The sequence below is a fragment of the Aeromonas popoffii genome (genome assembly GCF_000820025.1).
GTDB lineage: Bacteria > Pseudomonadota > Gammaproteobacteria > Enterobacterales > Aeromonadaceae > Aeromonas > Aeromonas popoffii.
Genome location: NZ_CDBI01000091.1, coordinates 241,784 through 253,105 on the forward strand (window position 1 = coordinate 241,784; position 11,322 = coordinate 253,105).

13 protein-coding genes and 1 pseudogene are annotated in these 11,322 nt (G+C 57.4%); 7 read left to right on the top strand and 7 right to left on the bottom strand.

What is annotated here, in order from left to right:
* Positions 1 to 240: pseudogene (locus tag BN1129_RS19985) on the top strand (amidase family protein); the annotation flags it as partial.
* Positions 241 to 374: 134 nt separating this feature from the next.
* On the opposite strand, the gene BN1129_RS22885 reads toward BN1129_RS19985, so the two are convergent.
* Positions 375 to 923 carry a GNAT family N-acetyltransferase gene (locus tag BN1129_RS22885; RefSeq protein WP_084204711.1) on the bottom strand — a complete coding sequence of 183 codons (549 nt, stop codon included), beginning with the start codon at positions 921 to 923 and terminating at the stop codon, positions 375 to 377.
* 568 nt (positions 924 to 1,491) lie between these two features.
* On the opposite strand from BN1129_RS22885, the gene BN1129_RS19990 reads away from it, so the two are divergent.
* Entirely contained in the window at positions 1,492 to 1,686 is a 195-nt protein-coding gene (locus BN1129_RS19990; RefSeq protein ID WP_042038907.1) for an MBL fold metallo-hydrolase, read from the top strand.
* Positions 1,687 to 1,728: 42 nt separating this feature from the next.
* Here the strand turns inward: BN1129_RS19990 and BN1129_RS19995 are convergent, their stop codons facing one another.
* Complete coding sequence (locus BN1129_RS19995; protein WP_042038908.1) at positions 1,729 to 3,153, bottom strand: DASS family sodium-coupled anion symporter; 1,425 nt, start codon at positions 3,151 to 3,153, stop codon at positions 1,729 to 1,731.
* A gap of 251 nt (positions 3,154 to 3,404) precedes the next feature.
* On the opposite strand from BN1129_RS19995, the gene BN1129_RS23635 reads away from it, so the two are divergent.
* A complete protein-coding gene (locus BN1129_RS23635) occupies positions 3,405 to 3,548 on the top strand; it encodes a hypothetical protein (protein WP_157013490.1) in 144 nt (47 codons plus the stop codon).
* A 47-nt stretch (positions 3,549 to 3,595) separates the two neighbouring features.
* Here the strand turns inward: BN1129_RS23635 and BN1129_RS20000 are convergent, their stop codons facing one another.
* The 3 genes from BN1129_RS20000 to BN1129_RS24300 all read right to left on the bottom strand — a co-directional run bounded on the left by BN1129_RS20000 (position 3,596) and on the right by BN1129_RS24300 (position 6,730).
* Positions 3,596 to 4,846: a DEAD/DEAH box helicase gene (locus tag BN1129_RS20000; RefSeq protein WP_042038909.1), complete on the bottom strand. Its 1,251-nt coding sequence runs from the start codon at positions 4,844 to 4,846 to the stop codon at positions 3,596 to 3,598.
* A 97-nt stretch (positions 4,847 to 4,943) separates the two neighbouring features.
* Positions 4,944 to 6,296: a GGDEF domain-containing protein gene (locus tag BN1129_RS20005; RefSeq protein WP_244463088.1), complete on the bottom strand. Its 1,353-nt coding sequence runs from the start codon at positions 6,294 to 6,296 to the stop codon at positions 4,944 to 4,946.
* 191 nt (positions 6,297 to 6,487) lie between these two features.
* The gene (locus BN1129_RS24300) at positions 6,488 to 6,730 is read right to left on the bottom strand and encodes a hypothetical protein (protein ID WP_244463089.1); all 243 of its coding nucleotides are present in this window, start codon (positions 6,728 to 6,730) and stop codon (positions 6,488 to 6,490) included.
* A 404-nt stretch (positions 6,731 to 7,134) separates the two neighbouring features.
* Between BN1129_RS24300 and BN1129_RS20015 the strand changes: the two genes are divergently transcribed.
* Positions 7,135 to 8,043: an SAM hydrolase/SAM-dependent halogenase family protein gene (locus tag BN1129_RS20015; RefSeq protein ID WP_042038912.1), complete on the top strand. Its 909-nt coding sequence runs from the start codon at positions 7,135 to 7,137 to the stop codon at positions 8,041 to 8,043.
* 79 nt (positions 8,044 to 8,122) lie between these two features.
* Here the strand turns inward: BN1129_RS20015 and BN1129_RS20020 are convergent, their stop codons facing one another.
* Positions 8,123 to 8,683, bottom strand: a complete 561-nt coding sequence (locus BN1129_RS20020) for a gamma carbonic anhydrase family protein (protein WP_042038913.1) — start codon at positions 8,681 to 8,683, stop codon at positions 8,123 to 8,125.
* 237 nt (positions 8,684 to 8,920) lie between these two features.
* Here BN1129_RS20020 and BN1129_RS20025 point away from each other — a divergent pair, with 237 nt between their 5' ends.
* The 3 genes from BN1129_RS20025 to BN1129_RS20035 all read left to right on the top strand — a co-directional run bounded on the left by BN1129_RS20025 (position 8,921) and on the right by BN1129_RS20035 (position 10,977).
* On the top strand, positions 8,921 to 9,571 hold the full coding sequence (locus BN1129_RS20025; protein WP_042038914.1) for a ribonuclease T2 family protein: 651 nt from the start codon (positions 8,921 to 8,923) through the stop codon (positions 9,569 to 9,571).
* A gap of 72 nt (positions 9,572 to 9,643) precedes the next feature.
* Positions 9,644 to 9,934 carry a Pathogenicity locus gene (locus BN1129_RS20030; RefSeq protein ID WP_042038915.1) on the top strand — a complete coding sequence of 97 codons (291 nt, stop codon included), beginning with the start codon at positions 9,644 to 9,646 and terminating at the stop codon, positions 9,932 to 9,934.
* Positions 9,931 to 10,977 carry an NAD(P)H-dependent flavin oxidoreductase gene (locus BN1129_RS20035; RefSeq protein ID WP_042038917.1) on the top strand — a complete coding sequence of 349 codons (1,047 nt, stop codon included), beginning with the start codon at positions 9,931 to 9,933 and terminating at the stop codon, positions 10,975 to 10,977. Before BN1129_RS20030 ends, BN1129_RS20035 begins: the two co-directional genes overlap by 4 nt.
* A gap of 152 nt (positions 10,978 to 11,129) precedes the next feature.
* On the opposite strand, the gene BN1129_RS24055 is transcribed toward BN1129_RS20035, so the two are convergent.
* A partial coding sequence (locus tag BN1129_RS24055) for a hypothetical protein (protein ID WP_209418533.1) occupies positions 11,130 to 11,322 on the bottom strand: 193 nt, incomplete at its 5' end.

Below are 11,322 nucleotides of genomic sequence, written 5' to 3' on the forward strand. Positions count from 1 at the left end.
TCCGCCGATATCGCCTGGAGCAACGGCATCTGGGTTGCCAACGGCAACCTCGCCATTCGCCATCTCGGTGTGCCGACCGTCACAGTCCCCATGGGGGTGATGGCCGATATCGGTATGCCGGTGGGGCTGACCTTCGCCGGTCGCGCCTATGACGACAACAACCTGCTGCGCGTTGCCTCGGCCTTTGAGTCCATCGGCAGCAAGCGCCAGGTGCCGCCACGTACGCCGCCGTTGGGGTGATTGGTGTTAGTTCCTGATAGCAGAGCAGAGCCAGCCAAGGAGTGGCTGGCTCTGAAAAATGTGTTTCAAGAGGCGTTAATGGGAGGGGCGACCATCCTATTAACGCCGTACAACTCTACAAAACAGCGGAAAGGTTAGAAATATAATATGTCATTGTTTTTAATGCTTTCAATTATTATCTTTAGGTCGATATTATTACAATGAACCATACATGTAGTATCTTCTTTCTTTTGGAGGGGATCTGGTAAAGGTTCGAATCCTGATATCTTGTAGTAGTCAGGGTTAATATCGGAAAAAAGAATGAATGCTCTTGTTTGAAATCGGTTGTAGTACTCTGTTGTTACTGCGTTTAATAGGCTTCTGGCAAAGCCATTTCGTCTTTTATCTGGGGGAGTAGAGAGAGAACCTATTCCTATAGTTGACACTCCAGAAATAGAAGGTAGCGCATAGCATATGACGGAACTCAATAAATAGCCATCTTGTTCAAGTATGTACCAAGTTCCTTTTTTATATTTTTCAGAACGATTACAAGAAAGTAGATATGTGCTGAGTTCTAATCCGTCTCCCCAAGCATCAAAACCCATGCTATAGACACTATTCATATCGTTTAATGTAGCTGTTCTAATTATGAGATTATCAAATATAAAAAATGGTAGTTTTTTTGCTGGTGTTAAAAATGACATAAACCACCTTAAATAAGTGAGACATTACAGCTAACTGCAAGAATGTGAAAAATGTGTTATCTATGCTTATAACATTATTTGTGGGATGCATTTGAGTCAATGTATATCTTTTTTTTTTGTTAAAAAAGGATGCAGTGTTGTGTTTTTTAATCTTTCGCGGATTTTCTGCGATAGGGGGGGGGATGATGACTTTTTAGGACTGTATGTTCGAATAGCAAAGCGTATTCGGACGATCGCGAAAGGGAGGTCTTCGAGAAGCCGCTGATATCCAGAGTTTCTTGCCTGTTTTGCCATGACTCGGTGCGCGGCGGTATGCGGCCGATTACGCTGCGCTAATCGTCCCTACATCACGGCGGTGATTGAATGCTTTGACTATTTACCTTTCTCCATTCCTCGCACTACCAACCGCAATTTTTCTTGGTTCGATCCTGACTTCCTCCAGGCTTCACCTTGTCGTCACAGCAGCCGATTTTCCCCTCACACATCCCCCGTATCTTCTGCTCACTGCGTAAAAGGCCCGGTTTGCCCCTGGGGGGCAAGGGGCTTGATCTGTCGAGGGAGCAAGAGGATGAAAGGTTACTTCAAGGAGACGCTGGGCAATCTGGGCTTTGCCGATGTGAAGATCTATCCCCGGTCGCTGGCGCGGCTTAAAGGGATGCCGCTGCCGATCAAGAGGGTGATCTGTGGTCACGACTCGCCGCTACAGGGCCCTGCGTTTATCGATCACTACCACGATCTCTTCAAGGCGGATGCCGGAGCTTGAGAGGCATCAATGGATGAGGGCCCGTGATGGGCCCTCATGGTGTCAGATCAGGAATTGCCACCAGGTCAAACCGATAGACATCACCACGACAAAGCCCACCAGGGCGATCACCAGACCGATGCGCATCCACTCCGCGCTGGTGTGATAACCCATCCCCAGCAACAGCGGGATGCGGGCGTGGGAGTAGGTTGCCAGGTTACAGCCCACGTTGGTGATGGCGGCGATGCTGAAGATCACCATCTCCTTGGGCACGCCGACCGCCAGCAGGGCACCGGCAATCACGGGTGCCAGCGCAACGACCTTGGCGGTGGCCGAGGCAAAGGCATAGGAGGTAAACAGGTAGAGACCCATCACCACCAGTAGCATGGGGATGGTGCCAAAACCACCCAGCATGTTGTGCATAAAGTGAGAGAGTTCATCACCCAGCCAACCGGTGAAACCAACCCGTTTCAGGTTGTCGGCCATCCCCATCAGCACGCTGAACCAGATCAGGGTATCGAAGGCGGCGCTGTTGCCTTTGACATCATCCCAATTCAGTACGCCGAGCAGCAGCAGGGCGGCCAGACCGAGAAAGGCGACGGTCGTGGCATCCAGTCCCAACGTGCTGCCGCCGACCCAGAGCACGACCAGCCCGACAAACACGCCCAGCAGGCTCTTCTCGTGGCGGGAGAGGGGGCCCATTTTGGCCAGCTCTTCCCGGGCGAAGCGCGGGGCATCCGGCGTGTCACGGGTTTCAGGCCGGATCACCAGATAGAGCACGAATGGGATGACCAGCAACAGGCCGATGGCCGGTGGCAGCAGGTAGAGCGCCCAGTCCCGAAACCCGATGGCCATGCCCGCGACGCTGGCGGCAATGCCCACCAATGCCAGATTACCGGCAAAACCTGTGCTGAAGGCGACCGCCGAGGCGTCATTCATGGCGCTGACGCTGGAGAGCAGGAACTGGCCCAGCTTGCGGTCATCCTTGTTGATGGTTTTGGCCAGCGAGTTGGCAATGGGGGCGACAATGGCCGCGCGCGCCGTATTGCTCGGAGTGGCAGGGGCCAGAATAAAGTCGGCCACCGCCAGACAGTAGGCGGAGCGCAGGGTGGATTGGCCAAAGCGGCTGAGCAGCAACAAGGCGATACGCTTGCCGAGCCCGGTCTTGGCAAAGGCGCTGGCAATCATGAAGGCGATCACGATCAGCCAGATCAATGGATGGTTGAAATCGACCAGTGCACCCTCAATGGCCGCCTTGGGGGTCGCTTCGCCACCGGCGCGCAGTACGGCATAGAGGGTCAGAGAGATAATGGCGATATAGCCGGTCGGCGCTATGTTGGTCACGATGACCAGAATGGTGGCGATAAACAGAATGGCCGTGTGATAGGCCGCCGGAGCGAGCCCGGTCGGAGTGGGGAGTGACCAACAGAGGGCCGCCAGCAACACTATGCAGAGTGCGGCTAACCGGGGGGGCGTGATTTTTTTCATGAGATCTCTTATTTGATGTATCGAGGTTAGCGATTGAAGTTGCATTTGAACCCACACTATAAAAGGGGAATTGATAGATTCCTAATGTAACAATCATGCCAAAGGAGTGGCTGGTGACATAGAGGGTGGGGGTGGCCCTGATAAATAGCGATGTGAGGGCGCTTGATGGCTGACCTAAAAAGGGGGGTTCTCAATGCGGATCCTCCCATAAGATCTTTTCCTCTCTGGACTTGTAGTAATAAGCAATTGATATGCAATATAAATCCCTCGTTCGGCTGAAGCAGGCCTTTATCACCGGGATGTGGGCCTCGCTGGTCAGCATCGTTATCGGTTTCGTCTTCAAGGTGTGGCTGGCGCAGTGGGTCGCCAAGGGGGAGTTGGCTTGTATCGAATAACAAAAAACGCCCGTGCGGGCGCTTTTTGTCGGGCGTGAATGGGCGGTTTAACGCTTGCCCTTGCCACTCTGGTTGCCAGAGAGCGCCTGCTTTCTGGCGCGCTGCTTCTGGGCCGCTTTGCTGTTGCGGCGCGGCTCGGGCTCAAAGCGGGTCAGATCCGGCTCAAAGCCCGGGAACCATTGCTGGGGCAGGCGAGTGTCGAGCACCGCTTCCACCTTCTCCAGCAGCGGCGCATCTTCCGGGCTGAACAAGGTGATGGCGAGCCCTTTGTTGCCGGCGCGGCCGGTGCGACCAATACGGTGGACGTAATCCTCGGCCACAAACGGGAATTCGAGGTTAATCACATAGTTGAGATCCAAGATATCGAGGCCGCGGGCCGCCACGTCGGTGGCCACCAGCGCCTGCAGGGTGCCGGCGCGAAACGCCAGCAGCACCTTTTCCCGCGCCCCTTGCGACAAATCGCCGTGGAAGGCGAGCGCATTGATGCCCGCCTTGCCGAGCTGCTGGGCCAGCTTGTCGGCCCCCTGACGGGTGCGGCTGAAGATCAGCACCGGCGCCCACTCTTTCACCTTGATCAGGTGCTCCACCAACGCCACCTTGCGCTCGCCATCCACTGTGTAGACCCGCTGCTCCACCTCGGCCGCAGTGGTGTTGCGCGGCGCCACTTCAATCAGCTCAGGGTCGCGCAGCAATACGCGGCTCAGGGCGTAGAGGTTGTCATCGCAGGTGGCCGAAAACAGCAGGGTCTGGCGATCCGCCGGGATCTGTTTGAGCAGTGCCTTGATCTCGTCCATAAAGCCCATGTCGAGCATGCGATCCGCCTCGTCAAACACCAGATGGCTGAGGCTCCCAAGGCTCAAGGCTCCTTGCCGCAGATGGTCAAGCAGCCGACCCGGGGTGGCGATCAGGATATCCACGCCTTGTTGAAGCGCCTCCACCTGGGCGGCAATGCTCACCCCGCCGTAGACTTGCGTGCTGGTGAGGCTGGTGCCCTGACCGTAGCGCGCCACGCTATCAAAGACCTGCACCGCCAGCTCGCGGGTCGGCACCAGTATCAGCGCGCGGATCGGGCGGGGGGATCCCTCTTGCGGTTGTTGCTGCAACTGTTCCAGCAGCGGCAGCACAAAGGCGGCGGTCTTGCCGGTGCCGGTCTGGGCACCTGCCATCAGATCCCGCCCCGCCAAAATAGTGGGAATGGCGCGGGCCTGAATGGGGGTGGGCGCGGCATAGCCGAGCTCGCTCAGGGTCTGCTGCAGACGGGGGGAGAGGGCCAGTTCGGCAAAGGAGGCAATGGACATAGGGGCACCAGTGTGGGGTTATCGCGGTCAGGGCCACGACAGAAACAGTCATCGTGGACGCGATGGTAACAGAAGCAGGGGGATCGGCAGAAGGTGGCTATGCAGACTCGGCTTCGTCCGGCAACGGGCGGATCAGCCGGATCGTTGTGCCCTCGTAGCAGGCGATGTTGTGCTTGCCGTGCTGTTTGACGTGATAAAGCAGTTCGTCGGCCAGATGGACCGCTTCGGTGACAGTGAGGTAGTCGCGGATGCGGATCACCCCGGCAGAAAAGGTGATGTGATCTGGCAGTTCGGGGATCTGCAGGGGCCTTGTTAGCAAGCGTTTGGCCGATTGGCTCATCATGTCGTCATTCCCCATCCCCCGAAACAGCACGATAAACTCCTCCCCTCCCCAGCGAATGGCGGTATCGATCTTGCGAATGTTGCCCTTGAGGTAACGCGCAAAGGCGGTGAGCGCGGCATCGCCGATGCTATGACCATGCAGATCGTTGATCGACTTGAAGTTGTCGATATCGAGGATCATCAGGTAGTCGTGCTCGTGCAGCAGCCTCTGGTTGAGGATGTCTCGCCGTGGCAGTCGGGTCAGGTGGTCGGTGTGAGCCAGAGTGCGCAGCCGCAGGTAGAGCTGTTTCCAGGTGACCATCAGCAACAGCAGGGCGATAAGATAGATCTCGAAGGCGGCGCTGTGCAGTGTCAGTTTGATGAAGTCGAGCCAGGAGTAGGACCACTTCAGATAGAGATCCGTCCCCGCCTTGGTGCGCATCAGTGACTTTTTCAGGCAGAGATGGAAGGGACGGCAGGGTTCGGCAACGTTGAATGAAACGGCTGCGCGGGTCGGGTTGATATTGGTGAAGGGTAACAGTACATCCCGAAACGCCTCATCGACGGAGATGTTGATCCCGAGCAGGCCGTATTTGTAACTGCCGAGCCCCGACTGATGGATGAAGGGAAAGTACATCACTATGGTGTTACGCATGCTGAAGCTGTCGATCTCGATATCGGAGACAAAGGCTTCATCGGCGCTGCAGAAGGTGCGGCTGGGCGCAAAATCGGCGCAACCGAAGTAGTGATACCAGGCGGGCTGCGCCATCAGATCCATCTCGAACGACGCCAGCTTGGCGGGCAGCACATTGTTGTCGGCCACCATGCCGATCAAACGATGGTCATTCCAGAGGGTATAGATGTTGTTTACTTCCGGGTAGGAGAGGGCATAACGGAAGGTATTGAGCAGGTTGGCGGCCGGATATTGCAGCGGAATATCGGCAAAACGCTGTTGAGTTTTCAGGTCGAAGCCATAGAGGTAGTCGGTGTCTGGCCCGCTCACCGGGGCGGGGATATCCTGCCCTAGGTGCAGATCGGCGTAGCGGACCATGTTCTCCACTTCAAGGATCTTGGCCCGCTGGTAGAAAACGTCGAACACGTTCTTCTGCTTGGCGGTGATGAGATTCATGTCGCGCCGGAGGCTATGATAGGTGTAATAGAACACTGAGCCCAATCCGGTCAGTATTAGCAGGGTTACTCCCAGCAGCGTCAGTTTGGAATATTCGTTTCTAACCTTATGCCAAGCCATAGTGAGGGGAGTCTCCGGAGTGAAAGTGGGGGGATATTGTTGGTAGGTCGCCAGACTAGCTGGAGTATACGTCAAAGCAAGTCCGGGAGAATCGGCAGGCATCGGTCATCGCTAACACCCGGGTCGGCCACCGGCAATGGGCGGTCGCCTATTCCCGAGGACGATGACCTGATTAGCCGTGGCGCGGCCAGCTGGCCGAAAGCCTGTTCCACCAGATCCCGGCTGAGCTGATTGTCCCCCAATGCTTCCGCCAGCGAAGGCTGGCTGCGCAGGGTCAACTGCAAGCCGGGCGGGGTCTGCGGGGCGATGCGCATCAATTCATCCTTCACCACCATGATGGCTCGATCCAGCTCAAGCGGGGTGGGCTGCGCGTTGCGAAACGGTCTGGGCTGGATGGCGTGAGTGCCGAAGGCCAGCTGGAATGGTAACAGGGCGGTATCAGGCTGATTCAGCCAGACTTGGCTGCTCTGTTCACCAATCTCCAGCAGCAGGGTCCTCGTCTCGGGTGCGGCTGTGCCATGATGCTGAGCTCCTGTGTTGTAAACCTGTTCTCATTCTGCCCTTGATACTTCCGCCGTTGCCGTTGGGTGAGCACATTTTCTGCGCGTCACATCTCACTTTGATGCAAACCCCTTGCAAAAAAATCCACTGATGGCAGTCTGGATGTCCAAATGGCGGATGCCGTTTCGCTATCCTCAGATGATTCAGGAGTTCAGATATGGATATTCGCACCGCTCCCCGCGCCATCGCGCTCGCCCTCATGCTGGCCAGCGGCATTGCCGCCGCCAACGAAGCGCTGGTGATCCAGACCGATTTCGGTCTCAAAGATGGCGCCGTATCGGCTATGAAGGGAGTCGCCTTCGGGGTGGATCGCAACTTGCCGCTCTATGACCTGACCCACGAGATCCCGGCCTACAACATTTGGGAAGCCTCTTACCGTCTCTACCAGACCTTGCAGTATTGGCCCAAAGGCACTGTGTTTGTCAGCGTGGTGGATCCTGGCGTGGGCACCGACCGCCACTCGGTGGTGCTCAAGACCAAGAGCGGCCACTACATCGTCACCCCGGATAACGGTACCTTGACGCTGGTGGCCGAGCACTTTGGCATCGAGGCGGTGCGCCAGATCGATGAGAAACTCAATCGCCTCAAGGGCTCCGAGAAGTCCTATACCTTCCATGGCCGCGATGTGTATGCCTACATAGGTGCACGGCTTGCCTCCGGTGCCATCAGCTACGAGCAGGTCGGCCCCAAACTGCCCGCCGAAGTGGTGAAGATCCCCTATCAGCCAGCAGTTGCTGACAAGGATGGCACCCTCAAGGGCACCATCCCGATCCTCGATGTGCAGTACGGCAATGTCTGGACCAATATCGATGATGCGCTGCTCACCAAGGCGGGGATCAACAAGGGAGACAGCGCCTGTATCAAGATCAGCGAAGGGGATGCGGTCAAGTTCGACGGCAAGGCGCCCTATGTCAGCAGCTTTGGCGATGTAGCAGAAGGCCAGCCGCTGATCTACCTCAACAGCCTGCTGCAGGTGTCGGTTGCCCTCAATATGGATAGCTTTGCCGCCAAGCATCAGGTGCAGTCGGGCGCCAACTGGCATATCAGCCTGAAGAAGTGCTCCTGATCCGTACAGATATAAGCGAGATAGAAATAGCAACGGGCGCTTCGGCGCCCGTTTGGTTGTCTGGTAATAAAGAAACGGATCAGAACTCGTTCGAGAGTGCCTTGTACCCTTTGACCAGATCGATATTGGTGTGTGCCACGTCCTCGGAGAACTCGGTGGCATCCACTGTGACTCTGGGGATCTCTGCCAGATCGCTCTGCTGGTTGATGCGGGTGGTGGAGGGCACATAGAAGCCGGGCGGCAGATCGCAACCATCCACCACCGAGTTGTGGCGTACCACTGAACCTTCACCTATGTGACAGTTGAACAGTACGCTGTTGAAGCCGATGAAGACCCGGTTACCGACTTCGCACGGGCCGTGCACGATTGAGCGATGGGCGATGGAGGTGTACTCGCCGATGGTGACGGCGGCACCGGACTTGGAGTGGATCACCACCCCGTCCTGAATGTTGGAGTTGGCACCGATGACGATGGGTTCCATCTCGCCGTTGGCATCCACCTCGTCGGCGCGGATCACCGCATAGGGGCCGACAAACACATTTTCCTTGATGATCACCTTGCCACAGATGATGGCAGTCTTGTCGATATAGGCTGATTCGTCGATGACCGGCAGGTGGCCGGAAGGATTCTTGCGGATCATGTTACATCCTGTTGAAGATGAAGTCGGGATGGGAAAAAAGGCGAGGCCACAGGCCTGCCGGTGGGTCAGCTTACGCCTGTGGGCGGGGAGGGGGAACCCCTGACTGGTCTGACCCTTGGGGTCGTGCACGTATTTTGTCGGGGTGTTCCCGACGCGCAAATTATGGGAGCATGATTTCTGCCGAACGGGCCGTGTGGCCCGCCTGGTACTCTGTTGATATAACGCTGGATACCCAAGATGAAGAAGATTGTTGTCCTGCTCGGCACCCTGCTGCTCTCCCTCTGGTTCTCTTCTGCCGTGCAGGCCAAGGGGGAGGCGGGCGAGTTTGACTATTATGCCCTGGCGCTCTCCTGGTCGCCGGAGCATTGCGCCGTCAAGCCGGCCGATCGGGACCAATGTTCCCGCCAGCTGGGATTCGTGCTGCACGGCCTCTGGCCCCAGTATCAGCGTGGCTACCCGAGCAACTGCTCCCGTGAGCGGCTGGATCCCGACATGGAGCTGCAGTTTGCCGGGCTCTATCCCAGCCGTTTCCTCTATCGCCATGAGTGGGAGAAGCACGGCACCTGCTCCGGCCTCGACCAGCCGCAGTACCATCAGCTGGCCAGCGACTTGCGTCAGAAGGTGAAGATCCCGGCCGCTTATCAGTCGCCGACAGATCCCCTGCGCAAGAGCCTCTTCCAGCTCAAGGTCGATTTGGCGAGCGCCAACGACTGGCTGGCCCCCGATAACATCACGGTGGCTTGCGCCGACGGTGGCCGCTTCTTGCGGGAGGTCTACCTCTGCATCAACAAGGCGGGGACGGCTGCCGTCACCTGTTCCGACGAGATGCAAAAGCGTGAACTGCGCTCCTGCGGTCAGCCGGATTTCTTGCTGCGCAGCGTGCGCTGATCACTTTTTCTCTTCATCAGGTTCCTTGTGGGCCTGATGAACACATACCGTCATCGGAAAGGAGTCTGGTCAATGACTGACATGAAACAGTTCTCGGCACAGGAACGAAGCTTGCTGCTTGGGGTGAAAGGGGTCGGTCCCACCGTCATCGGGCGGCTTGAACAGCTGGGCTACCACACACTGAGCGAGCTGGCCGAGGCGGACACGGGCCACATAGTGCAGCTGGTGGCCAGCATGCTGGGATCGACTTGCTGGCAGAACAGTCCGCAGGCCCGCGGTGCCATCGATGGCGCCATAGCGCTGGCGCGCAGCCAGGTTGTAGCCGATGTCCTTACGTCTCCTGAGCGGGTGGCCGGGTTATGAGCCTGTTCGCCGATCTGGGGTTGCGTTATCCCATCATTCAGGCCCCCATGGCGGGTGTGCAAAACAGTGCACTGGCGCTGACCGTCACAGGAGCGGGTTGTCTGGGCTCCTTGCCGGCTGCCATGCTCAGCCCGACCGAACTGGCGAATGAATTGGCACGGTTTGCCGCCAGCGGTCTGGGGCCGTTCAACATCAACTTCTTCTGCCATCGGCAAACTGAGCCGGATCCGATAGCTCTCACCGGTTGGCAGCAGACCCTTGCACCTTACTACGCCGAGTTCGGGGTGAATGCCGAGGCCACGGTGACGGCGCCCAGTCGTGCCCCTTTCAACACCGAGCATGCCGCCATCCTGGCCGAGTTCAACCCCGCTGTAGTCAGTTTCCATTTCGGCCTGCCCGAGCCGAGCCTGTTGGCCCGGGTGAAAGCCATGGGTGCAAAAGTGTTTGCCAGTGCGACCACAGTAGCAGAAGCGCAGTGGCTGGCGGGCCATGGTGCCGATGCCATCATAGCGCAGGGTCTGGAGGCGGGCGGCCATCGCGGCCACTTCCTCAATGAGGATCTCGCCTTGCAGCAAGGCACCTTTACCTTGCTGCCACAGATAGTGGCCGCAGTGGATCTGCCCGTCATCGCCGCCGGTGGCATAGTTGATGGCAAGGGGATCAGGGCCGCCCTGGCGTTGGGGGCCAGCGCTGTCCAGATGGGAACTGCCTTCCTTTGCTGTCATGAGGCGACAACCTCTGCCCTGCATCGCGCGGCTATTCAGTCGACTCAGGGCCAGCACACGGCCCTGACCAACTTGTACAGTGGTCGTCCGGCAAGGGGAATTGTCAATCGGCTGATGCGGGAGCTGGGCCCGCTTTCGCTATCGGCACCTGGCTTCCCCCATGCCAGTGGTGCGCTGGTACCACTGCGCGCTGCGGCGGAGAAGGCTGGTGACCATGGCTTCTCGCCATTGTGGGCGGGGCAGAATGTGTCGGGATGCCGTGACCTCCCGGCCGCGGCGTTGATCGCAGCATGGGTGAAAGAAGCGGGCCTGGCATGATCGCTTCCTTATATAGATAGATGATCGGGGGAATCGGTATGCGAGGGGGCATTTCCAGCAGCTAAACGCGGGCCACTCATGAGGCTAAACGTACCGTTTTACGGCATTTCTGTGGATAAGTTTGTATAAAAGCTGTGGTTGGTTATGAATAACTAAATAAGTGCCGATTTTTGCAGTTTTATTGCATCGCGGCCCTTGCCAACGCGATCAATCTCTCTATAATGCGCCACATCGACAGGGCAAGCGGCAACGCAGTTAAGCCAGTCGGTGCCTCGAAAAGCCTTTGAAAATAAGGCTTGACTCGAGAAGGCGGTTGAGTAGAATTCCACTCCCGCAGCAACACAT